The sequence below is a fragment of the Rhodococcus sp. NPDC056743 genome (assembly GCF_042790355.1).
GTDB lineage: Bacteria > Actinomycetota > Actinomycetes > Mycobacteriales > Mycobacteriaceae > Rhodococcus_F.
Window position 1 is genome coordinate 290,850 of the sequence record NZ_JBHTZI010000002.1, and the last position, 21,546, is coordinate 312,395.

A 21,546-nucleotide genomic window follows, 5' to 3' on the forward strand; every position below is an offset into this window, starting at 1 on the left:
CATGGGACGATCTACGCATGGCCACACTTCCGTTTCAGCAACTGCACGACTCGATGCTGGAACAACTGGGTCAAGACATCGTCAGTGGCACCCTCGGACCGGGCACCACTATCTCCGCGGATGAGGTCGCCACCCGCTACGACGTATCCCGCACGGTCATCCGGGAAGTGGTGCGAGTACTCGAATCACTCGGCCTCGCCTCGGTGCGTCGACGGGTCGGAATCACGATCCTCGGATCGGAGCATTGGAATGCTCTCGATCCCCATGTCATCCGCTGGCAGCTGGCCGGCCCCGGCCGGTTCGAGCAACTGTCGATCCTCAGCGAACTACGCTCGGGGATCGAACCGTTGGCCGCTCGTTTGGCTGCTACCCGGGCCACTCCGCAGCAGTGCGGCGCGCTCACTGCGGCCGTGATCGGAATGTCAGCTACCTCACGCTCCGCCGATACCGACGCCTATCTGGGACACGATTCGGACTTTCATCGCACTCTGCTCGCCGCGTCCGGAAACCCGATGTTGCGCGCGATGTCGCAGATTGTCGTCGAGATCCTCGAGGGTAGAACTCGCCACTCGCTGATGCCCCACGAAGCCGATCCGGAAGCGATTCACCTGCACGGAGTGGTCGCGTCGGCAATTCAGTCCGGTGACGCGGAGGCCGCTGAAGCCGCGATGCGATCGATAGTCGCGGAGTCCGCCGACGCCGTCGAAACCATGCGCACGTCTCCCCCGCTGTAGTTCGAACCACAGACTCTGCTGATTTGCTCCGCAACCGCTCCGCAAGTGGAACGCTTGGAACCATGACATCACTCGCCACGCCCGAGAGCACACTCTGATGGCCCGCCCGGTACGCGTCGTTGTTCTCGGCGCCGGATCCTGGGGAACCACGGTTGCCGGGCTGGCCGCCCGCAACACACCCACCTTGCTGTGGGCGCGCAGCTCCGATACCGCTGACGAGATCAACTCCCAGCGCACCAACAGCAGGTACCTCGGCGAACGCAGGCTTCCGAAGGGCCTGAAAGCAACGGACGATCTGGTTCAGGCAGCCCGCGAGGCCGACGTCCTGGTCTGTGGCGTTCCGTCACACGCCGTGCGATCCACACTCGCCGAGATCTCCAACGAGGTTCGTGCGTGGGTTCCGATCCTGTCCCTCGCCAAGGGCCTGGAGCCCGGGACTCGCCAGCGACCCACCGAAGTGATTGCCGAGTGCCTGCCCGGGCATCCCGTCGGGCTTCTGGCCGGACCCAATATCGCCAAGGAGATTGTCGACGGCATGGCCGCCGCCTCCGTTGTCGCGACGCAGGACGACCGCGTTGCCGCAGCCCTGCAGCCGCTCTTTGCGTCGTCGGTGTTCCGCGTCTACCGCAACACCGACGTTCTGGGCTGTGAACTCGGCGGCGTCCTCAAGAACATCGTCGCGATTGCGTCCGGGATGGCTGACGGTCTGGGCGTCGGCGACAACACCCGCGCCATGGTGTTGGCTCGTGGACTCGCAGAGATGACGCGAATGGGCGAAGCGATGGGCGCCAATCCGCGAACGTTTGCCGGCTTGACCGGTGTCGGCGATTTGATTGCCACCTGCATGGCTCCCACCTCCCGCAACCGCCGAGTGGGCGAAGCGCTCGCACAGGGACTGACGGTCGAGGAAGCCGTAGAGAAGCTGGGGCAGGTTGCCGAAGGCGTGAAGACTGCGCCGACGGTCATGGCCCTGGCCCGCGAGTACGGCGTGGACATGCCTATTGCGGCGGAGGTCGAGGCCGTCATCGCCGGTCGTCAGAGCGCCAACGACGCTTACCGAGGCCTGCAGAAGGTAGCCGCGGGCGACGAGGAAGACATCGCGTGATGAATATCTACAGGTATCTAGTCTGCTTGCTAGATACCTGTAGATAAGTCAATCGACGCTCACGCACCCACCGGGCGCAGGATCCACCAACCACCGACAGCCAGCACACCCACGGTCACCACGAAGAACAAGCCAACCCACACGATCGCGGGTATCGGCGAGAGTCTGGCCAGTTGATCGGCGTCGGAATCCGGCGCGCCGCCGCGACGACTGCGCTGACGCTGCAGTTCCACAACAGGGCGAGGTCCGGCAAACAGCAGGAAGAGTGTCAAGAAGTATGCGGCGGCTACCTGCAGTTCCGCCGTTCCCCACCACACGAGAGCAAACAGCGCTGCCCCGACAACAGCTAGCGAGAACACTCCGTACAGATTGCGGATCAACACCATCATCACCGCAACAACAAACAGTCCGATCCACAACACCAGCACAGCCCGTTGCGCACCCAGCAAGGCAGCCGCTCCCAGTCCGAGAATCGACGGGCCCACGTAGCCTGCGAACGTCATCACGATGACGCCGAATCCGGTCGGCTTACCCGACGAGATGGCAACTCCCGATGTATCCGAGTGCAGCCGAAGACCTTTCAACCGTCGACCGACCAGAACGGCAACAATGAGGTGAGCACCCTCGTGAGCAATGGTCACGACATTGCGGGCAACCCGCCACAGGTGTGGTTCGAGGACAATCACCACAGCAACAAGTGCGGCCAGTGGAACCACCCAGGTTTGCGGGGCAGGACTGATCGCCGTAACCCGATCCCAGGCCGTCTCGAGCGCGTTCACTCTGCCTGCCCACGCAAGTAGCGGCCGAAGTGCGGCACCGTGAATCCGATCGACCCGCGCTCCGCGGAGTAGATCAGGCCTTTCTTGATCAGTCCGTCACGCGCCGGCGACAACGACGCGGGCTTGCGTCCGAGTTCCACCGCGATCGCCGCCGTCGCTACCGGGCCGTCGTCACCGGACAGGTCCGCCATGGCGCGCATGTACTCCCGCTCTGCCGGAGTTGCTCTCTCATACCGTGATCCGAAGAACCCGACCGCCAATTCCTCTTCGGCCGTCGGAGCACCTACCCGCACATCATCTTTCGTGATCGGACTCGACGCAGCCACATCCCACGTGGCTTTTCCGTAGGCCTGCACAAAATACGGATAGCCGTCCGCCGCGTCGTACAGAGCGTCGAGCGCTGCGTCCGTGAACTCGACGTCCTCACGCGCAGCGGGTGCGATCAACGCCTGGTCCGCTGCACCGCGTTCGAGTCGATCGATCCGGTGGTAGCTGAACAGCCGCTCCGAGTAGCTTTTCGACGCGGACAGCACCGCAGGAAGGTGCGGGAGACCTGCTCCCACCACGATCAAAGGCGCTGCATCCTGACTCAATTCGTGGCAAGCACCACAGATCGCCGATACGTCCGCCGCACCGAGGTCTTGCATTTCGTCGATGAAAATCGCGATACCGACACCGACGTCCCGCGCCAGCGACGACGCATCCATCAGCAGTTCGACCAAGTCGATTTCGATGTCACCACTGTCCGCCCGACCCTTCAGGGCCGGCGCGTCTATGCCGGGTTGCCACCGCTCACGCATCCCCTTGTCTGCCGTCGCCCGGAGCGCAAACGATTTCAGGACACCGAGAAACTGCTCGACCCGCTCGGGATCGCGGTGCGAGACAGCAATCTCCCGGACGGCCATATGCAGGGCGGACGACAGTGGGCGTCGTAGGTCTTGATCTGGGCGAGCCTCGATCTTGCCGGTCCCCCAACTCTTCGAGATTGCCGCCGACCGAAGCTGATTCAGCAGCACGGTCTTCCCTACACCGCGGAGCCCGGTCAGGACAACACTGCGTTCGGGCCGTCCGCGTGCGATGCGCTCGAGCACGACGTCGAACGCGTCAATCTGCTTGTCTCGACCGGCCAGTTCCGGCGGCCGTTGGCCGGCGCCAGGGGCATACGGATTTCGTACGGGATCCATGCCCATCGACGGTACAAGTCGACTAGCCGAATATGCCGATATCTAGCGCGTGTCCTAGAGAGAACTAGGAATAACTACCGACATACGCGAGCGGTTCGGATTTCAGCGATTCGGTGAGCAGGGTCTGCCAAGAACCGCAATGGCAGCGCCGGTAGGTGACCGTCCCTTCACTGGTCCGATGGCGCGATTCGATTTCCCACCGGTGGATGCACCTGACACTGGCACGTTCTGTTTTCTTCATACGACAACCATGATGTAATGGCATTATGCATCTCAACCCTTACGGGGAATATGCGGTGACTTTGGCGGCCGACCTGGCCAATCGCCATCCCCGGACACTCGACGAACTCGTCGAACGCTGCGTCGACGCCGGCATCATTCTCGATTTCCCCATCGCCGAGAAGGACCTGGGCGAGACGCTCGACCTTCTGACCGAGTGGTCGAAAATCGTCGACCTCACCGACGAGGAGGGCCGGGCCGAACTGGTGAACGTCATGTTGGAGCAAGCGTCGGCCTACCCCCGCATGACCAATCACGCGGGAGACGGCTGGCATCTGCATTACCGCGATCCGCAGCAGTCGCTTGCCGAGGTCTTGAAAGCCCTGTTCTCGGTGGGGACGGCACTACACCTCGTGGGCCGCGGAATGCACCGCCTCGGGCGATGTTCCCTCGACGAGTGCACCAATATCTACGCAGACACCTCACGCAACGGCAGACAACGGTACTGCTCCCCCACCTGTTCGAATCGAGACGCGGTACGACGCCATCGCGCGCGAAACTGAGCTGCTACGAGGTAGGTACGACTACATCGATGCCCGAACCACCCTGGAAATCGAAGCTCCCGAGATTGGTGCCGAGGCTCTCGCTGTTGCTTCCGGTATTGACGGTGCTGCCGTTGCCGCTACCCGAGCTACTACCGGTCGAGATCTGCTCCCACGCATCGATGAGATCGTTGAGACTCTCGAATCCGAGACCCTCCAGAGAACCTGAGACACTTCCCGTTCCCAGACCCTCGAAAAATCCACCGACAACAACAACCTCAGGCAAGCTTATCGCCGGAAGTGTTGTGATCGGCGGAATGAGACTCGGAATGAACACGCAGGCACCGACAACAGCGTAGACACCGTTGGGGATATCCGTGACGGTCTTGGTCAGGTCTCGCTGCGGAAGGACACCGAACAGGTCGCCGATGTTCGTAACCTGCGGATAGACAAGGACACCGGGATCGAGCAACGACGCCGGGTCACTGACGATGGCAGGCAGATTCTTGATATCCACAATCGCCGGCGTGCAGTTGATCAGGCTCAGTCGCGGATTCGGATTCGTGATGGTGAACGTGATGCTGTTTCCGGACACACTCACCGAGAGCGGGGGCGGCAACACAACCCGCTCCGCAGACGCAGTAGCCGGAGCCAAGAATGACATTCCGATCGCAGTAGCGGACGCCAGTGCAATCCCGCCGAGAATCCTGGTGAATCCACGTGTGGCCATAATCTTCTCCGCTCAGCTGCCGAATAGTCCTGTGAGACTACCGGTATTGATGCCGCTGAGGGGACCGCCGACGACAACCACCGTGGGAGTTCCGATCGTCGGGGTGAATCCACTGCCGTCGAGGATGTCGACGCATCCGCCGATTACAGCGTACGTACCGTCCGGAAGAGGCGCGGTCGTAGTGACGGTACCTCCCATTCCAACACCCCACAGCGAAGAGGGATTCGAAACATCCGGGTAAACAACAACATTCGGATCGAGCAGCTTACCGGGGTTCTCGGCGACCGCCGCCGCGTCAGCCACGTTCAGCACAAATGCCTGGCACCACGAGGTGATCGACGTGTTTGTATTGTGCACCGTCAACGTCAGATCGTTGCCGGCAACCGAGTACGACACGTCGGGTGCGGCGGTTGCCGCCGACGCGACTGCCGGGTTGATCAGTACCGCGCCGCCGACCGCTGCCGCTCCAACAGCGACGGTCCCGACCAGTCGACGGACTGCACTTCGGCTCTGCGTCAGCATTGACTTCCCTCTCGATCATGTTCCACGACAACCAGCACAGGGTAGGGCCACCCGTGCCGCCAGGGTCGTTCGAATCGCCGAGGTCGAAGCCAACGAAGGAAGACTCAGGACCAATGTCCCGCCCGGAGTTACACCCGAGTCCCCGCTCCGCCCCGAACCAGACCACGACGCTCGAGGATGGGACGAACTCCCTCACCGAACTGGTAGGTCTCCTCGAGATGCGGATAGCCCGACAAGATGAAGTGGTCCAACCCGATTGCCGCGTACTCCGCGATTCTGTCCGCAACTTCCTCGTGTGAGCCGACCAGAGCGGTACCAGCACCACCGCGCACCAATCCGACTCCCGTCCACAGGTTGGGCGCAATTTCCAGCGATCGAGCACCGATACCTTCTCGGTACGCGGATCCACCGCCGTGCAATTCGTTCATCAGGCGCTGGCCCTCGGAATTCGACCGCGCAAGGTTCGCTTGCGCACGTTCCACTGTCGCGGGATCCAGCGCGCCGAGCAGGCGATCGGCCTCGGCCCAGGCTTCTTCGCTCGTGTCACGACTGATGACGTGCAAGCGAATTCCGTAGTCGAGTCGCCGTCCCTGAATCTCCGCCAAGTCCCTGATCCACGCAATTTTCGCGGCAACAGCAGCAGGTGTTTCGCCCCAGGTGAGGTAGGTATCGGCAAAGCGCGAAGCGACGGTTCCCGCGGCCGGTGACGATCCACCGAAGAAGACGGGCGGAACCGGATCAGGAAGGCGGTGCAGCTCAGCATTTTCCACGCTGACGTACTCGCCGGAAAAGTCGACCGGGCCGTTACCTGCCCACAGCTGACGGACGACGTCGAGGTACTCGCCACAACGCGCGTAGCGCTGATTCTTGTCCAGGAAGTCGCCGAACGTCCGCTGCTCGTAGTCCTCGCCGCCGGTCACGACGTTCAGGAGCAACCGCCCGCCGGATTGCCACTGAAATGTTGCTGCCATCTGAGCTGCCAACGTCGGACTCGTCAGGCCGGGCCGCAGAGCGACGAGGAATTTGAGGGTTTCGGTGGTGTCGATCATCATCGCCGTCGTCAGCCAGGCATCCTCGCACCAGGCGCCCGTAGGAGTGAGGACGGCCTCGAAGCCGTTGGCCTCGGCCGCCGCACCGATCTGGTTGAGGTACTTCAGCGTTGCCGGTCGATCTCCGGACATACCGCTGCCGTGGCCACCGGCCATCAGATTGCGGGAATCGCCATAGGTGGGCAGGTACCAATGGAAACGCAAGGACATGGCAATTCCTTCGGATCGACATCAACAAGCAGGGGCAAACACTTCATTAGACCGTTCGAATGCCCCCGCCGACAGGGTTGAAATCACGAGGATTCTTATCTCCAGCGACGGCACACATAAACATATTCACTAATCTTGCAAATCTTCTAGATATCAATAGAAATTACGGACAAGGCAAATTTTCCGATACGCCACCGCATCGGATACATCAATGTATCGTTTGGGACACCAGCATCAAGGAGGTACGGATGACGGACGTAGACACCTCCCCCACGAAACGTGTCACAAAACGTCGAGGTCAAACGCGGCAGCGACTGCTCGACGCCGCGGCCGACGTTTTTGGCGACCAGGGATTCGGGCACGCAACCGTCGAGCAGATCTGCGAACGAGGCGGGTACTCACGTGGCGCCTTCTACTCCAACTTCGACTCCCTCGATCAACTGTTCTTTGCCATGTGGGAACAAAGGTCCGCGGCGATGCTCGCCGATCTCAGGTCTGCCACGGCCACAATTACCACCGACTCCCTCGATATGACCGCCGTCGTCGCACGCATTGTTTCCGTGGTCCCGGTTGACCCCCAGTGGTATCGAATCAATGCCGAGTTCACAGCGCACGCACTCCGCAACGACGCACTGCGAACCGCATTGGCCGACCGCGAAGACGCGATACTCCACACTCTGCTTCCCCTTGTCGAGTCCGCACTCGACGGCGTCGCACGGCGCATCGTGGGAGACCCGACCGCATTGGGCCGCGCCCTCGTCGCCGTTCACGACGGCACCAGCGTGCAATGCCTGGTCGATCCCGACACCGACGCTGCGTTTGCCCTCCGCCGAGACATCTTTACTCGAATCCTGCTGTCCTACACCGAACCAATCCCGCCCCACCCATCATCAGAGGAGTTCTCATGAGCGAACATGCTGACGTCATCGTTGTCGGGGCCGGACTTGCCGGCCTCGTCGCCACGTACGAACTGACCCGGGCGGGACGCAAAGTCCTTGTCGTGGAACAGGAAAATGCAGCCAACCTCGGCGCTCAGGCGTTCTGGTCACTCGGCGGACTGTTCCTCGTCAACAGTCCGGAACAACGCCGACTCGGCATCAAGGACTCGCTCGACCTCGCCATGCAGGACTGGATGGGTACCGCGGCCTTCGACCGTGATCGCGAAGACCACTGGCCCCGGCAATGGGCCAAGGCGTACGTCGAATTCGCGGCCGGCGACAAGCGCCAGTACCTGCATGATCTGGGGCTTCGCCTGATGCCCAACGTCGGCTGGGCCGAACGCGGGCGCGGAATGGCTCTCGGGCACGGTAATTCGGTACCGCGATTCCACTTGACGTGGGGAACTGGCCCCGGAGTCGTCGATGTCTTTCTGACCAAGGTCATTGCCGCCCAGAAACGGGGACTGGTCACGTTCAAGCACCGCCATCAGGTAGACCAACTGGTCGTCACCGACGGTGCTGTCACCGGCGTTCGGGGTACCGTTCTCGAACCTTCCAATACCCTTCGTGGAGTAGAAAGTTCCCGTACGGCGGTCGGCGAATTCGAATTCGCCGCGCAGGCAGTTGTTGTCACCTCCGGTGGCATCGGCGGCAATTACGAACTGGTGAAGAAGAATTGGCCCGAGCGTCTCGGCAAGGCTCCCGATCACATGCTCACGGGCGTACCGGCCCACGTCGACGGCCGTATGCTCGAGATCACCGAATCGGCCGGCGGTAACATCGTCAACCGCGACCGTATGTGGCACTACACAGAAGGAATCCAGAACTGGAACCCCATCTGGCCGAACCACGGAATCCGCATCATCCCCGGCCCGTCGTCGATGTGGTTCGATGCCACCGGAAAACGCTTGCCGGTACCGAACTTTCCCGGTTTCGACACGATGGGAACCTTCAAGTACATCCTCGACAGCGGTCACGAGTACACGTGGTTCATTCTCGATCAGAAAATCATCGAGAAGGAATTTGCGCTCTCCGGTTCGGAACAGAATCCGGACTTCACCAATCGGGATTTCAAGCTCCTCCTCGAACGCATCAAGAAGGGTGCACCCGGCCCCGTCGAAGCATTCAAGCAGAAGGGCGCGGACTTCGTGGTGCGCAACAACCTTCGCGACCTGGTCGACGGCATGAATGCCCTGACCGATACACCGCTACTCGATTTCGAGGACATCGAGCGCGAAATGATCGCCCGCGACCGCGAGGTGGACAACAAGTACAGCAAGGATTTCCAGGTCACCGCCATCCACGGTGCCCGTAATCTGCTGGCCGACAAAATCGTGCGCGTTGTTGCGCCACACAAGATTCTGGACCCGAAGAACGGCCCCCTGATCGCAGTCCGATTGCACCTGCTCACCCGAAAGACCCTCGGCGGCCTGGAAACCAACTTGGATTCGCAGGTCATCAAGGCCGACGGCAGCGTCTTCGACGGGCTCTACGCAGCGGGCGAAGTTGCCGGCTTCGGCGGTGGTGGTGTCCACGGGTACAGCGCTCTGGAGGGAACCTTCCTCGGCGGCTGTATCTTCTCGGGCCGCGCGGCAGGCCGCGCGCTGGCGCGAGACCTGTAGCGAACTGGTTTCACCGGCTCCGAGATCGTACGGTCTCGGAGCCGGCGCTCTACAGCGATGTCCCGAACAGCATTCCGAGTAGATACGTTGCCGCCGCGGCGCCGTAACCGATCGCGAGTTGGCGTAGAGCCCGCTTGAAAGGCGGACCACCGGAGAGCAGTCCCACGACAACGCCGGTGCTCAGCAGGGCAATACCCACCAGCACCGAAGCCACGATCAGCGCCGTCACACCTTCCAGCCCGAACAGGTACGGCAAGACGGGAATGATTGCGCCGGAAGCAAAGAAACAGAAGCTGGCGGCTGCAGCCCCCAATCCGGTGCCAACAGACTCGTGCGCGTCTTCAACTTCCGCTATACCGAAGTTGTTGTGCTTCAACACCTCCGCCGCTCTCACTTCGGCTTCCTCTGCCGTCATGCCGCGAGCCCGATACACCAGGGCCAACTCGTTGGCATCGACGTCGAGCAATCCGACGGCGTCGCGCGCGTCGGTCCCCGGAGTGGATGCCTCCAGCAATTCGCGTTGCGAGCGGACCGAAACATATTCACCGGCACCCATCGACAGTGCGCCGGCAAGTAACCCGGCCATCCCGGTAAGCAACACGATCTGATTCGAGACGCCGCTGCCACTGATACCGAGAACCAGGGCCAAGTTACTCACCAGACCGTCGTTTGCACCGAACACTGCTGCACGAAAGGTCCCCGACAGCCGATTGCGCCCGCGAGTCGCCAGCGCACGCACCACTTCCTCGTGAATCTTTTCGTCGGCCCCCATCGAGGCAGTTGCATCAGCGTCGTTCGGGTACGGCGATCTGGTCTCCGCACGTTGAGCGAGCGCAAGAACGAAGACCGAGCCGAATCGTCGGGCGAGGAATCCGAGGATACGAGTGCGTATGTCGCCGGGAATCGGCTTACCGACATGGTCGCCGAGGAGGGCACGCCAGTGCGCTTCATGCCGGCCCTCCGCTTCGGCGAGTGCGAGGAGGATCTCGCGTTCCTCGCCGGTTCGCCGACCTGCGAGGTCGCGATACACAGCGGCTTCGGCCTTTTCGTCGGCAAGATAGCGTCGCCAACGCTTGATGTCACGTGGGTCGGGGTCAGGCCTGGCATCCGGAACTGTCGGCATCGAATCTCCTCACGTTCGGCGGGTGAAGTAGCGCACTCACTTGCCGCATTCCCGCACATCCCAGCCCAGATTCGGATATACCGGACACACATGTCGGCTGGCCGGAGGAACGAACCATGAATCCCACAGTAATACGTCGGATCGTCGTCCTCGCGGCACCGCTGATGGCAATTGCCCTCGTCAGCGGTTGCGGATCCGACAGTTCGGACACGGCCAGCAGCACTACCGTTTCCCCCACTACCTCAGCGCTGCCCACGTCCGCAGCGCCCGGCCCGGGTCCGGCAACAACAACACACGCAACGCACTCGGCTGCATCAAGCACACAGGTCAGTCCTGAGAACTGCACGGTTGCAGAACTGAGCGTGACCCTTGGACAGGCAAGCGGCGCCGCCGGTTCCACCGAACTACCGGTGGTCTTCACCAACACCAGCACGCGAACCTGCACCATCGACGGTTTCCCCGGCGTTTCCTACGTAACCGGCGCCGACGGTAATGAAGTGGGCGCAGCCGCAACGCGAACGGGAACCGGATCTGCGGTCTCCCTTACGCCGGGTTCCACCGGAACCGCCTTGGTTCGCGCCACCAACGTCGAGAACTATCCGGCCGACCAGTGCGGTGTCACCGACGTCGCCGGGCTACGCGTGTATCCGCCCAACTCCTACGATGCGGTGTTCCTCCCCTACCCCACCAAAGGTTGCTCGATGACCGGCGCGAACATCAATCAGCTGAGCGTCGCACCGGTCACCGGCTGATTTCTACGGCTTGAGGCGTCGCAGACCCCACAGTGCCGGAATCAAGAACAGCCCCGAAAGAACTAGTGTCAGAGCCGCTTCCGTCACCTGAAAACGTCGGAACTGATCGGCGGAGTGGTAACGGATCTCACGATGGTCGACGCCTTGTCCTTCCAGGCATAACTCCAACTCCCGGTCCTGCTTCGCCTCCAGTTCATCTATCCGGAGCGAGTACTCGGCACCTGTCTCCTCAGGAAGCTGGTCGTATGGGTTCTGGTCGCCCGATCCACTCCACGTGCACTCGTCGTAGCGAACGTCCACGAAATTGCCGCGAATATCGACATATCCCTCGTCGATGTCCCAATTCACTCCGGGAAAAGAGCCACCCTCCATAGCCGCGTAGGTAACTGACCCATTGACGGGAGATGCGTCGACACTCAACGGCGCGTAGTGGGGCCTGGCGACAAATTGAAACAGTGCCAGAACGGTGACTACACCGGCCATCGTCAGCGCCATTGCCCCGATCGAACTCCGCACCAGCAAGGCAAGAGCCGCCCCGAGCACCAACGCCATGAATGTGTAAGCGCCCAAGGCCAATCCACTGGACTGAAACAATGGATAGGTCAAGTTCGAGTGGTACGGGGACATCGAACGGCCAACAACCATTGCGTAATTACGGCCTTCGCCTGGTATTCGGGTCCACTCGAGCACAAAGCCAAGCAACATCGCAGCAGCAGTCACCGGTACAAAAACCACTAGTACTCTGCTCCAGAACCAGCGCATGCGGCTCACGGATTGAGTTAGCCCCAGAACATGCGTGCGCTGCTCGATATCGCGAGAGAAGACCGTCACGCCAACCAGCGCCCCTAGGAGCACCGGCAGCATCGTCGCGATCATTGTCACTGCAGTGAGCGTCGTTGCGGCCAGACAGACGGAACCGACGTCAGCACCGAAACATCCAATTGACCCGAAAGCTTCAGCATAAAGATCGTGTTTGACCACAATCCCACTGACTAGTGCTGCGAGAGATAGCGCTGCAATGATTCCCAAGGAGACTACAAGCGACGTCCGATGATGACGCCAGGTTACCCAGATCATGCCGGCACCTTCGCTTCCGCGCTCAAATGCCCGAGCACCAGATCGTCCAGAGTTGCATCGTCGAGCGTCCAGCCCGGTCGTTCCTTCGGCCGACGACCCTCGACGAGATGTGAATTCCGACGGAGTCCCCGATCCGTGTGGACAACAGTGCCGACACCTATCACGTCCGCCGGATCGCCGTCTCCAACCAATACGTAATGGGCAGAAACTAATTCATCCAGAGATCCGGAGAGTCGAGCATTTCCGTTGCCGAGAAGAAGCAACCTGTCCGAGACGTCGGCCAATTCGGAAATGATGTGCGAGGACAGCAATACCGTGGTGCCGTATTCAGCGACATCTTCGAGGAGGGATGAAGCCACCGCCCGCCGTGCGATCGGGTCCAGATCTGCCAACGGTTCGTCGAGAAGCAAGAGCTTCGGTCTGCGCCCGAGCGCCAAAGCCAGTGCCACCCTTGTTCGCTGACCGGGAGAGAGCGTCTTGGCCTTCGCGTCGAGTGAAATGTCGGCACGCTCTACCAGGCCGAGCGCGTACTTCGCATCCCAATTGTCGTTGGCGTAGGCACCGAACCGAAGCAGTTCCGCAACAGTGAATTTCGGATACAGCGGCTTGTGCTGTGCCAGATAGGCCAGCCCCGGACTGATGCCGTCGCGACTCGGAGTGGCGCCAAGCACGGAAATCGCACCGTGATCCGGCGTCGTCAATCCCACCGCCAAAGACATGAGTGTGGACTTGCCTGCACCGTTGACTCCGACCAGAGCGGTGATGCTCCCGGCCTCGACTTCGAAGGTGCAGGCGTCGAGCACCTTCTTGCGCCCGAAGCGCTTGTCCACGTCAGCCATGGTGAGCACTGATTCTTGCTCGGTCACGATGTCTCCCCCTCAATCTCGAACAAATCAGATTTGACGAACTCACGCTCGAGTTCCATGTCGACAAGTGCCTCGATATCCGTGCGCTCGAGGCCTGCGGCCACCGCGTCACGCACCCACCGAGAAAGCTCTGCCCGCAGAGCGGAGTTCTCCACCATGCCCGGCTTCGCGAGCGACTTGGTCACGAACGTCCCCAACCCCGGCCGCGGCGCGACAAGACCGTCGCGCTCGAGTTCCTTGTAGGCCTTCAGAACAGTGTTGGGGTTGATGGCAAGAGCGCCCACAACGTCCTTGGCGGTAGGCAGACGGTCACCGACCTGTAGGTCACCGAGCCGCAGCGCCTGCTTCACCTGCACGACCAATTGCACGTAGGTGGGTATGCCGGATCGGCGGTCGATACGGAAGTCGATCATCCGAACCCTTTCACTAGTTCATTAGTGGAATAGATGTTTACCGCGCCTTTGCCGCTCGAGTCAAGAGAGGCCACCCCTGTAAAGTGCAGATGCCCCGGATTTCCGGGGTGCCACGCTGCTTGTGAAGTCCGGTGAGAGCCCGGCACTGTCGACGCAACTGTGAAGTCGTCCGCGTACCCGCGGATGAACGAGTCAGGTCACCCAGCCTCGTGGCGACACGATGGTCCTCGGACGAAGGACGCTCGTGCAGCCCAGCCCGCCGGCCGTGCCGCATGTCGACTTTCTCCGCACTGATGGAGGGGTGGCTGTGAGCATTCGGCCGACACGCACGTTCCGATCGATCTTTGCGGCTCTGGCGGTGAGTACGGCGCTGCTGGCCGGAGCCTGCAGCAGTTCCACCACCTCCGACGCCCCCACCACATCGGCGGTCTCCGACGGCGCATTCCCCGTGACGGTGGAATCCGGTCCCACCGGTTCCGGCACCGACATCACCATCGAGTCGCGACCGACGTCGATCGTCTCGCTCAGCCCCAGCGCCACCGAGACGCTCTGGGCCGTCGGTGCGGGCGGTCAGGTCAAGGCAGTCGACAACCAGTCCGACTACCCGGCCGGTATCCCGGTCACCGATCTGTCCGGCTTCTCCCCCAACGTCGAAGCAATCCTCGGCTATGCACCCGATCTGGTCATCGCGTCCGACGACATGAACGACCTCGTGTCCGGGCTTCAGAAGGCAAAGGTGCCGACGCTCTTGCTGCCGGCGGCAACGAGCATCGACGACGTCTACGCACAGATCGAGCGCGTCGCGACCGCAACCGGCCACGAAGACCAAGGCGCCGAGGTGGTCAGTGACATGCGCACCGACATCGACGCAGCAGTGGCAAGTGTTCCGGCCCGCCAGCAGCCCCTCACGTACTTCCACGAACTCGATTCGTCGCTCTACACAGTGACGAGCACAAGTTTCATCGGCCAGATCTACGGCCTGTTCGGCATGAAGAGCATCGCCGACGCGGCCGCTCAGGGCGATTACCCGCAACTGTCGGCGGAGTTCGTGGTTCAGGCCAACCCTGATCTGATCTTCCTGGCGGACTCGCAGTGCTGCGGTGTCACCGCGGAAGCTGTTGCGGCGCGCCCCGGTTGGAACGGGATGACGGCAGTGACCGGCAACCAGATCCATGTTCTCGACGAAGACTTGTCCAGTCGATGGGGACCGCGCGTCACCGACCAGGTGAAGGCTGTCGCCGCGATTGTGGCGCAGGTCCCGACGGCCTGAGTTCCCTGATGCCCAAAGCCGGTCTCGCGAACCATCGAACCACCGCACTGGTCGGTGCCGCACTCATTCTGTGTGCGGCACTGTTGATCGGCATTCTGGTGGGACCGGCGGGCCTTACCCCTGATCGTGTCATTCTCGAACTGCTCGACGGGATTCCGGGCGTCGACATCGATTCCGGACTGACCGTTCAACAGCAGGCGATCCTCTGGCAGATTCGGCTTCCCCGCGTTGTCCTGGGAGCGTTGGTGGGAGCGATGCTGGCCGTCGCGGGTGCCGCGTATCAAGGGGCGTTCCGAAACCCGTTGGCAGATCCCTACCTTCTGGGTGTTTCCAGTGGTGCCGGGCTGGGTGCAACATTGGCCATCGTCTCCGGTGGAGCCTTGGGGATGTTCGGAATCCCCATGGCCGCCTTTGTCGGCGGCGTTCTCGCCGTGTTCATCACCTATGCTCTGGGCCGCAGTATCGGCGGCGCGCAGAACGCGGTCGTCATCATTCTGGCCGGCGTTGCGGTGGCCGCCTTCACCAACGCCGCCCAAACTTTTGTGCAGCAACGGTTCGACGATTCACTGCGTGAGGTCTATTCGTGGTTGCTCGGCGGTCTGTCGACGGACGGATGGTCGGAAGTTCTTGTTGTACTGCCGTACGTGATCGTTGCCTCGGCGGTCATCCTCATTCACCGACGGGTGCTCGACGTCATGGCTGTCGGCGACGTCGAGGCGGCCAGCCTCGGCGTGGATCCCGCACGATCTCGGCTCGTCCTGGTTCTTGCGGCAACTCTCGGAACCGCAGCGGTGGTCAGCGCCAGTGGTCTCATCGGCTTTGTGGGAATTGTTGTTCCCCATGCCGTTCGACTGGTGGCAGGACCTTCACACCGCCTGCTTCTCCCGCTGTCACTGATGCTGGGTGCTGCGTTCCTCGTCCTCACCGACGTTGCCGCCCGGTCATTGATGTCCCCCGCCGAACTTCCGATCGGCGTGGTGACGGCCATGATCGGCGCTCCGTTCTTCCTGCTTGTCCTGCGCCGCAGCCGGGTGTCGTCATGACCGAGTGTGCCGTTCACTGCCACGACCTTCGGGTTGTTCGGGGTGGCAACAACGTTGTCGACGGCATCGGTCTCGACGTTGCAGTAGGTGAATGGGTTGCCGTCGTGGGACCGAACGGCGCCGGAAAAACAACGCTGATGCATGCACTCGCCGGATTGATTCCGTCTGCCGGCCAACTCGCCGTCTCCGGCCGTAACCCCCGAGATGCCGGCCGCAAAGCCATGTCTCAAGTTGTCGCGTTGATGCCACAACGGCCCGTGGTTCCGGAGGGTGCAACGGTCACCGAACTCGTTGCGCTCGGTCGAACTCCGTATCTCCGACGCTTCGGCACGGAAACCGCCGGCGATCGCATGGTGATCAACAACGTCATTCAGCGCCTGGACCTCACCGAGTTTGCCGATCGGCGGGCAACCGAACTGTCCGGCGGCGAACTGCAGCGAGTGGTTCTGGCCCGCGCGCTCGCTCAGGAACCGAAGGTCCTGCTCCTCGACGAGCCGACCAGCGCCCTCGACATCGGACACCAGCAGCAGGTCCTCGATCTGGTGGAGACAATGCGGTTGTCGGACAACATCACCGTGATTGCCGCGATGCACGATCTCACTCTCGCGGGGCAGTACGGATCTCGCATCGTATTGCTCGATCGAGGCCGCGTGGTGGCAGACGGACCACCGGCCGACGTTCTCCGTTCCGACCTCCTCGGCGAGATCTACGGCGCCCGCGTCGAGGTTCTCGATCGACCGAGCGGACCCGTCGTAGTTCCGATCCGCGAGAAGGACGTCCGCTGATGGAACTACTCATGCTGGGCACCGGCGCCGCCGACGGTTGGCCCAACCCCTTCTGCGAGTGCAGCTCCTGCACCGCTGCGCTCGCAAGCGGCACTGTCCGAGGTCACACAGCGGCCTTGCTGGACAATCGAATCCTGCTCGACTGCGGTCCGGAAGTGCCGCGCGCTGCTTCGCGATCCGGCCGCACCCTCGCCGCAGTCGAACACATCCTGCTCACTCACTCCCATCCCGATCACCTCGGTCCGATGGCGCTGCTCTTCCGGTCCTGGGCCGGTCGCACCGAACCACTACAGATCCTCGGGCCACCCGACGCCCTTGATCTCTGCCGCGACTGGGTGGGACCACACGACCCGGTCACCTTCACCCCGCTTGCCGCCGGCCAATCGATCACGCTGGGCACGTATGACGTTCGCACTCTCGAAGCGACACATGAAGTTCCGACCCTGCTCTACGACATCACCGACCAAGCCGGTACCCGCATCTTCTGGGCCACCGATACCGGCCCCCTCGCACCGTCCACAATCGCCGAGCTTGCGAACGCCTCGTTCGACGCCCTCTTCCTCGAAGAAACCTTCGGGTTCAAGACCGATCACGACACCGGGCACCACGATCTGCCCAGCTTCGCCCGGACAGTCGCCGCCCTGCGTGAGGTCGGCGCAGTCACAGACCGAACCGACATCGTGGCCGTCCACCTCGGCCACCACAACCCGCTCGAACACGAGCTGTCCACAGAACTCGAACAGTCCGGTGCACGAACGGTTCTCGACGGCACAGTGCTGCACATCGGCTCGCCGGCGCCTGGCCGCACTCTGGTTACCGGTGGCGCCCGGTCGGGCAAGTCCACCTACGCCGAAGCACTACTGTCCGCGTACCGGCACGTCATATACCTTGCCACCGGAGATCCGGACGACGACGATCCCGACTGGACGGAACGGATCGCGTCACATCGCGCGCGGCGGCCGGCAACCTGGACAACACTCGAAACCGTCGATGTAGCCGAAATGCTGAACAGTGCAACCGAACCCGTACTGCTGGACTGCCTGGGCACGTGGCTGACCGCACGAATGAATCTCCGCGATGCCTGGATGGACGGCAACACCGCCGCGGTTCGCGAAGACATCGATCAGTTGGTGGCGGCCTGGAAGTCCTGCCCCGTCCCGATCGTCGCGGTCACCAACGAAGTCGGCAGCGGTGTTGTTCCGGAAACCAAGTCCGGCCGGCTCTTTCGCGACCTGCTCGGCATACTCAATGCCCGCATCGCCGCTGCGTCCGAGTCGGTTGTTCTGATGACCGCTGGATTACCCACCCGTCTACGCTGACGCCTCAGATCAGTCCGGTGAGACGCCGAGCGCAATCGAGCAGAAAGCCCACCAACTCTCGGTCTTCCACAGTGACACGCTCACAGGAACCCTGGATACACAATCCTCCGGCCACCAGGTCGGCACGATCGCGAATAGGCACCGCCAGCGCCGACCGCCCGAGCCGAGATTCCTGATTCTCGAATGCAAACCCCTGCAATCGAACCGAACGCAGCTGCTCCGCCAGCGTGTCACGATCACCGATCGTGAACTCGGTGAGGCGACGTAGCTCCAGATCGACAAAAAGCCGCTCGTCGTAAGCCAGTAGGAGTTTGCCCAACGCATTTGCATGGATGTTCTTCGAGAGAGTCGTTATCCCGATGATCTCGTGATCGGGGTCCTTGTCGACGAATCGGAGTCGCCCCGCGTTGAACGACGCAACATGCAGTCCGTATCTCGTGTGGGTACGCATGTCTTCGACTTGTTCGTGCAACGACGGCGCCGGGCCACTCGTTGTTGCAGCATGCGACAACTCCGCCGTGCGACGACCCAATGCAAAGCCGGATAGATCCGGCACCCGGACGAGGAATCCTTCTGCCACCAACAGATTCAGCATGCGATATGCAGTGGCCGAGGGAACCCCGGCGAAGGTCGCGATCTCCTTCGCGGTTGTTCCCGGTCCCAGATGCGCAACTGCCTCGAGCATCCCGAGTGCCTTTTGAACCGCTTTGGGTTGTTGCCCACTGAAGTGCGATTCTTCGCTGGTCCGTTTGCCGGGTCTGGTACCGGTGGTGGCGCGGTCGGCGCTCACTCGCCCCACTCCGGTAGGTCACCATCTGTAGCAGAACGATCCGGGACCAGGCGGCGTCGACCGTCGTCGCCGATGAGAAGTGTGCCTGCCCCTGGTAGAAGGTCCGCCGTTTCGAGGCTGTCGAAAGCCCCCACCGCCGTGAGACTCTCAGGGCGTACTCGTCGGAGAATTGCACTCCAGATCACCCCGGATACAGCGAGCGCTCCAGCGGCACACGGCAACGCCCAGATTCCGTGGACGACACCGTCGAGAATGATGTACACGAGTAACCCGGCCCCGGCGACACTGACCGACAACGTGCACAGCCGCGTCACCGATGTGTGCTCGCCGATACGGTGCAAGAACTTCCAGGACGCGAAGGCCACCAACGTATATGCGCAGACGAGGGCAATTTCCACCACTCCGTCGAAAGAGCCCGAATCATCTCTCACCGCATCGGAAAACAGAAGAACACCAACTGTGCTGACAGAGACAAACGTGAGGACCGCAATGTAGGGGGTTCGGAACCGACGGTGCATCCGAGCGAGAGACGACGGTAGTACCCGTTCGATGCCCATGGAGTACAACAACCTCGAACCCGCTTGTGCGCAACCGAGAGTGCACGCCAGCCACGAGCATGTCATACCGATCTTCACTGCCAGCACCACCCCGGCGCTGGCACCGGATGCAGTCCCTTGGAAGTACGCGCCGACGATGGTTGCCCCGTGCCCCGTCATTGCCGCCCACGCGGCGAAAACGAACAGTGACCCGCAGATGATCGGCGAAATCAGCACTGTGCGTGTGACGGTGATCAACGGGCGCTTGGCCTCGGGTCCGAAGAATGCTGCACTCTCGAATCCGGCCATGCTCAGAACAGTCAGCATCGCCAGAAACGGAACCACACTCAAGGACGGATTCGGCAACGACACAGTTGTTGTCGTGTCGGTGCGGGTTGCCAGCATCACCGCGATGATCAAGATCAGAGAACAGCTTTCGATCACGAGAATCGCCCGGGTGGCAAACCGAACGCCTCGCACTGCTATCCAGGCAACCGCGAGGGCGATCACAACGGTCACGACTGCCGTCGCGAACGGACCACCGACATTTGTACCGATGAGCGAAATCGTGTCCAACAGACTGGGAACCGCTTGGGCAAAAACCGATATCGAGATACCGAGATACCCGAGGACCAACGCGGCTCCTACCAAAAGCGCGCTTCGTGTTCCGGTACCTTGGAAAACGAAACTGTAGAGCGAACCGGAAGCCGCCAGCCTGCGGGTGAAGTGCGTGATGCAGAGTGCTACCAGAAAGACCGCCGACGTTGTCGCGGCGATAGCAGCCAAACCTGCGTACCCGGGGCTGTACGTGATCATCCACAACGCGATGAACACCATTCCGGTAGCCGGGGCAATGGTCGACAACGACTGGCCGAGAAGATCGATCGGCGTCAGCCGCCGTCGCCCCAGACCGCGCAACGGCGAATACACCGGCTCGCTGCCTTGATCCGCACTCTGTGCTCGCGCGAGTGCCGCGCGCAGCGCCTCCGTCACGGCCATGTCTCACCGTCCGTCCGTTATCCGATTCACCGATTTCGGTCAAGTTAGTCCGCATTTGTTTCCGTGCAGTTTCCACCGTGGCGCGCAGTGATGATCCAAGTGGGAATGCGTGCGCCCGAGACAACTCCACCGCGTACCTCGACAGCGCTCCTCCAAGCCGATCCCGTGCCGAAGAAACCAGTTGACCTGCAAAGATTTCGATTCTCACCCACGTTGCGCATTCCCAGTTGCCAATCCCACGGACGTATCGGTTCCGAAGCATGTTCGCCGCATCACCGATGCAGGATGTGTCCCACACACCAGCGCTTGCCGACCTGAAAGGGAGGAATCATGGACTTCACCATCGCTGCCGTATCGGCGATCATCGGGTTTGTCCTACTGCTCGCCGGCATCCCCAAGCTGACGGACTACGACGGTGTTCTGCGTTCCGTACGTGGATACAAAGTCCTTCCGAACGGGCTGGAAGGACCGGTGGCCCGGGCACTTCCCATCGCCGAGACCGTGGCGGGCGCACTTCTCGTGACGGGCATTGCCCGGCAATGGGCGGCCGGCGTTGCCACACTCATGTTCGCGTCGTTCTTTGTCGGCCTCGTCGTCAACCTTGCACGGGGTCGACGCGACCTCGATTGTGGTTGCTTCGCATTCGGCATCGGCGAGATTCCGCGCATCGGATGGTTCCACGCGGTGCGTGCCGGAATCCTCGCCGCTGCATCACTTGTAATCGTGGTACTCGGCAGCTCCGCGAACGCGGGCGTGCAGGCAACAGCCGCTGCGCTCGCACTCCTCCTGGTTTTGGCGGGCGTCGCCGTCGCGCAGATTCGATCCGTCGTTCATTTCGGCAAGCGCCCGGTCGACGACTACCTCTCGAGTGCCTCCGTCCGACTGCGTGCCGCCGGCGCCACGTCTCGGTACGGCGTGTGACCTTCTCCCTATTCACCG

At 61.9% G+C, this 21,546-nt stretch carries 22 protein-coding genes; 11 read left to right on the forward strand and 11 right to left on the reverse strand.

What is annotated here, in order from left to right:
* Window positions 1–17 precede the first annotated feature (17 nt).
* A complete protein-coding gene (locus ACFRFQ_RS05865) occupies window positions 18–734 on the forward strand; it encodes a FadR/GntR family transcriptional regulator (RefSeq protein ID WP_378654282.1) in 717 nt (238 codons plus the stop codon).
* A gap of 97 nt (window positions 735–831) precedes the next feature.
* Complete coding sequence (locus tag ACFRFQ_RS05870; RefSeq protein ID WP_378654285.1) at window positions 832–1,839, forward strand: NAD(P)H-dependent glycerol-3-phosphate dehydrogenase; 1,008 nt, start codon at window positions 832–834, stop codon at window positions 1,837–1,839.
* 59 nt (window positions 1,840–1,898) lie between these two features.
* On the opposite strand, the gene ACFRFQ_RS05875 is transcribed toward ACFRFQ_RS05870, so the two are convergent.
* Together ACFRFQ_RS05875 and ACFRFQ_RS05880 are read right to left on the reverse strand one after the other, a co-directional pair.
* A complete protein-coding gene (locus ACFRFQ_RS05875; RefSeq protein WP_378654288.1) occupies window positions 1,899–2,618 on the reverse strand; it encodes a M50 family metallopeptidase in 720 nt (239 codons plus the stop codon).
* Window positions 2,615–3,802 (reverse strand): ATP-binding protein, encoded by a 1,188-nt coding sequence (locus ACFRFQ_RS05880; RefSeq protein ID WP_138873464.1) that lies wholly within the window; start codon window positions 3,800–3,802, stop codon window positions 2,615–2,617. Before ACFRFQ_RS05880 ends, ACFRFQ_RS05875 begins: the two co-directional genes overlap by 4 nt.
* Window positions 3,803–4,068: 266 nt before the next feature.
* On the opposite strand from ACFRFQ_RS05880, the gene ACFRFQ_RS05885 reads away from it, so the two are divergent.
* Window positions 4,069–4,584: a CGNR zinc finger domain-containing protein gene (locus tag ACFRFQ_RS05885; RefSeq protein WP_138870692.1), complete on the forward strand. Its 516-nt coding sequence runs from the start codon at window positions 4,069–4,071 to the stop codon at window positions 4,582–4,584.
* Between the two features lie 4 nt (window positions 4,585–4,588).
* Here the strand turns inward: ACFRFQ_RS05885 and ACFRFQ_RS05890 are convergent, their stop codons facing one another.
* The 3 genes from ACFRFQ_RS05890 to ACFRFQ_RS05900 form a co-directional block, all read right to left on the reverse strand.
* Window positions 4,589–5,293: a hypothetical protein gene (locus ACFRFQ_RS05890; RefSeq protein ID WP_378654291.1), complete on the reverse strand. Its 705-nt coding sequence runs from the start codon at window positions 5,291–5,293 to the stop codon at window positions 4,589–4,591.
* Window positions 5,294–5,305: 12 nt separating this feature from the next.
* Entirely contained in the window at window positions 5,306–5,815 is a 510-nt protein-coding gene (locus ACFRFQ_RS05895) for a hypothetical protein (RefSeq protein ID WP_378654294.1), read from the reverse strand.
* 128 nt (window positions 5,816–5,943) lie between these two features.
* A complete protein-coding gene (locus ACFRFQ_RS05900) occupies window positions 5,944–7,074 on the reverse strand; it encodes an LLM class flavin-dependent oxidoreductase (protein ID WP_378654297.1) in 1,131 nt (376 codons plus the stop codon).
* 248 nt (window positions 7,075–7,322) lie between these two features.
* On the opposite strand from ACFRFQ_RS05900, the gene ACFRFQ_RS05905 reads away from it, so the two are divergent.
* Window positions 7,323–7,982 (forward strand): TetR/AcrR family transcriptional regulator, encoded by a 660-nt coding sequence (locus ACFRFQ_RS05905; protein WP_378654300.1) that lies wholly within the window; start codon window positions 7,323–7,325, stop codon window positions 7,980–7,982.
* Window positions 7,979–9,634 carry an FAD-binding dehydrogenase gene (locus tag ACFRFQ_RS05910; protein WP_378654303.1) on the forward strand — a complete coding sequence of 552 codons (1,656 nt, stop codon included), beginning with the start codon at window positions 7,979–7,981 and terminating at the stop codon, window positions 9,632–9,634. The genes ACFRFQ_RS05905 and ACFRFQ_RS05910 overlap by 4 nt, the downstream gene beginning before the upstream one ends.
* A gap of 49 nt (window positions 9,635–9,683) precedes the next feature.
* Here the strand turns inward: ACFRFQ_RS05910 and ACFRFQ_RS05915 are convergent, their stop codons facing one another.
* On the reverse strand, window positions 9,684–10,757 hold the full coding sequence (locus ACFRFQ_RS05915; RefSeq protein WP_378654306.1) for a VIT1/CCC1 family protein: 1,074 nt from the start codon (window positions 10,755–10,757) through the stop codon (window positions 9,684–9,686).
* 116 nt (window positions 10,758–10,873) lie between these two features.
* On the opposite strand from ACFRFQ_RS05915, the gene ACFRFQ_RS05920 reads away from it, so the two are divergent.
* Window positions 10,874–11,509 (forward strand): DUF4232 domain-containing protein, encoded by a 636-nt coding sequence (locus ACFRFQ_RS05920; RefSeq protein WP_378654309.1) that lies wholly within the window; start codon window positions 10,874–10,876, stop codon window positions 11,507–11,509.
* 3 nt (window positions 11,510–11,512) lie between these two features.
* Here the strand turns inward: ACFRFQ_RS05920 and ACFRFQ_RS05925 are convergent, their stop codons facing one another.
* The 3 genes from ACFRFQ_RS05925 to ACFRFQ_RS05935 form a co-directional block, all read right to left on the reverse strand.
* On the reverse strand, window positions 11,513–12,385 hold the full coding sequence (locus ACFRFQ_RS05925; protein ID WP_378655067.1) for an ABC transporter permease: 873 nt from the start codon (window positions 12,383–12,385) through the stop codon (window positions 11,513–11,515).
* Window positions 12,386–12,582: 197 nt separating this feature from the next.
* A complete protein-coding gene (locus ACFRFQ_RS05930; protein WP_378654312.1) occupies window positions 12,583–13,452 on the reverse strand; it encodes an ABC transporter ATP-binding protein in 870 nt (289 codons plus the stop codon).
* A complete protein-coding gene (locus ACFRFQ_RS05935) occupies window positions 13,449–13,865 on the reverse strand; it encodes a GntR family transcriptional regulator (protein WP_378654314.1) in 417 nt (138 codons plus the stop codon). The genes ACFRFQ_RS05930 and ACFRFQ_RS05935 overlap by 4 nt, the downstream gene beginning before the upstream one ends.
* Window positions 13,866–14,172: 307 nt before the next feature.
* On the opposite strand from ACFRFQ_RS05935, the gene ACFRFQ_RS05940 reads away from it, so the two are divergent.
* From ACFRFQ_RS05940 to cobU, 4 genes are read left to right on the forward strand one after another with little or no spacing between them, the layout of a single operon-like run.
* On the forward strand, window positions 14,173–15,135 hold the full coding sequence (locus ACFRFQ_RS05940; protein ID WP_378654317.1) for an ABC transporter substrate-binding protein: 963 nt from the start codon (window positions 14,173–14,175) through the stop codon (window positions 15,133–15,135).
* An 8-nt stretch (window positions 15,136–15,143) separates the two neighbouring features.
* Window positions 15,144–16,178: a FecCD family ABC transporter permease gene (locus tag ACFRFQ_RS05945; protein WP_378654320.1), complete on the forward strand. Its 1,035-nt coding sequence runs from the start codon at window positions 15,144–15,146 to the stop codon at window positions 16,176–16,178.
* A complete protein-coding gene (locus ACFRFQ_RS05950) occupies window positions 16,175–16,963 on the forward strand; it encodes an ABC transporter ATP-binding protein (RefSeq protein WP_378654323.1) in 789 nt (262 codons plus the stop codon). The genes ACFRFQ_RS05945 and ACFRFQ_RS05950 overlap by 4 nt, the downstream gene beginning before the upstream one ends.
* On the forward strand, window positions 16,963–18,282 hold the full coding sequence (gene cobU, locus ACFRFQ_RS05955) for a bifunctional adenosylcobinamide kinase/adenosylcobinamide-phosphate guanylyltransferase (protein WP_378654326.1): 1,320 nt from the start codon (window positions 16,963–16,965) through the stop codon (window positions 18,280–18,282). The genes ACFRFQ_RS05950 and cobU overlap by 1 nt, the downstream gene beginning before the upstream one ends.
* Window positions 18,283–18,286: 4 nt before the next feature.
* On the opposite strand, the gene ACFRFQ_RS05960 is transcribed toward cobU, so the two are convergent.
* Together ACFRFQ_RS05960 and ACFRFQ_RS05965 are read right to left on the reverse strand one after the other, a co-directional pair.
* On the reverse strand, window positions 18,287–19,072 hold the full coding sequence (locus tag ACFRFQ_RS05960) for an IclR family transcriptional regulator (RefSeq protein WP_378654329.1): 786 nt from the start codon (window positions 19,070–19,072) through the stop codon (window positions 18,287–18,289).
* Window positions 19,069–20,607, reverse strand: a complete 1,539-nt coding sequence (locus ACFRFQ_RS05965; RefSeq protein ID WP_378654331.1) for an APC family permease — start codon at window positions 20,605–20,607, stop codon at window positions 19,069–19,071. Before ACFRFQ_RS05965 ends, ACFRFQ_RS05960 begins: the two co-directional genes overlap by 4 nt.
* 330 nt (window positions 20,608–20,937) lie before the next feature.
* On the opposite strand from ACFRFQ_RS05965, the gene ACFRFQ_RS05970 reads away from it, so the two are divergent.
* Window positions 20,938–21,528: a MauE/DoxX family redox-associated membrane protein gene (locus tag ACFRFQ_RS05970; RefSeq protein WP_378654334.1), complete on the forward strand. Its 591-nt coding sequence runs from the start codon at window positions 20,938–20,940 to the stop codon at window positions 21,526–21,528.
* The last annotated feature ends 18 nt before the right edge of the window (window positions 21,529–21,546 follow it).

Excerpts from the sequence above, each read along its gene's own strand:
- ACFRFQ_RS05895 (WP_378654294.1), bottom strand. The coding sequence starts at position 5,815 with ATGCTGACGCAGAGCCGAAGTGCAGTCCGTCGACTGGTCGGGACCGTC.
- ACFRFQ_RS05950 (WP_378654323.1), top strand. The coding sequence starts at position 16,175 with ATGACCGAGTGTGCCGTTCACTGCCACGACCTTCGGGTTGTTCGGGGT.
- ACFRFQ_RS05925 (WP_378655067.1), bottom strand. The coding sequence starts at position 12,385 with ATGATCGCGACGATGCTGCCGGTGCTCCTAGGGGCGCTGGTTGGCGTG.
- ACFRFQ_RS05970 (WP_378654334.1), top strand. The coding sequence starts at position 20,938 with ATGGACTTCACCATCGCTGCCGTATCGGCGATCATCGGGTTTGTCCTA.
- cobU (WP_378654326.1), top strand. The coding sequence starts at position 16,963 with ATGGAACTACTCATGCTGGGCACCGGCGCCGCCGACGGTTGGCCCAAC.
- ACFRFQ_RS05870 (WP_378654285.1), top strand. The coding sequence starts at position 832 with ATGGCCCGCCCGGTACGCGTCGTTGTTCTCGGCGCCGGATCCTGGGGA.
- ACFRFQ_RS05910 (WP_378654303.1), top strand. The coding sequence starts at position 7,979 with ATGAGCGAACATGCTGACGTCATCGTTGTCGGGGCCGGACTTGCCGGC.
- ACFRFQ_RS05905 (WP_378654300.1), top strand. The coding sequence starts at position 7,323 with ATGACGGACGTAGACACCTCCCCCACGAAACGTGTCACAAAACGTCGA.
- ACFRFQ_RS05920 (WP_378654309.1), top strand. The coding sequence starts at position 10,874 with ATGAATCCCACAGTAATACGTCGGATCGTCGTCCTCGCGGCACCGCTG.
- ACFRFQ_RS05865 (WP_378654282.1), top strand. The coding sequence starts at position 18 with ATGGCCACACTTCCGTTTCAGCAACTGCACGACTCGATGCTGGAACAA.
- ACFRFQ_RS05915 (WP_378654306.1), bottom strand. The coding sequence starts at position 10,757 with ATGCCGACAGTTCCGGATGCCAGGCCTGACCCCGACCCACGTGACATC.
- ACFRFQ_RS05890 (WP_378654291.1), bottom strand. The coding sequence starts at position 5,293 with ATGGCCACACGTGGATTCACCAGGATTCTCGGCGGGATTGCACTGGCG.
- ACFRFQ_RS05900 (WP_378654297.1), bottom strand. The coding sequence starts at position 7,074 with ATGTCCTTGCGTTTCCATTGGTACCTGCCCACCTATGGCGATTCCCGC.
- ACFRFQ_RS05885 (WP_138870692.1), top strand. The coding sequence starts at position 4,069 with ATGCATCTCAACCCTTACGGGGAATATGCGGTGACTTTGGCGGCCGAC.
- ACFRFQ_RS05935 (WP_378654314.1), bottom strand. The coding sequence starts at position 13,865 with ATGATCGACTTCCGTATCGACCGCCGATCCGGCATACCCACCTACGTG.
- ACFRFQ_RS05965 (WP_378654331.1), bottom strand. The coding sequence starts at position 20,607 with ATGGCCGTGACGGAGGCGCTGCGCGCGGCACTCGCGCGAGCACAGAGT.
- ACFRFQ_RS05880 (WP_138873464.1), bottom strand. The coding sequence starts at position 3,802 with ATGGATCCCGTACGAAATCCGTATGCCCCTGGCGCCGGCCAACGGCCG.
- ACFRFQ_RS05945 (WP_378654320.1), top strand. The coding sequence starts at position 15,144 with ATGCCCAAAGCCGGTCTCGCGAACCATCGAACCACCGCACTGGTCGGT.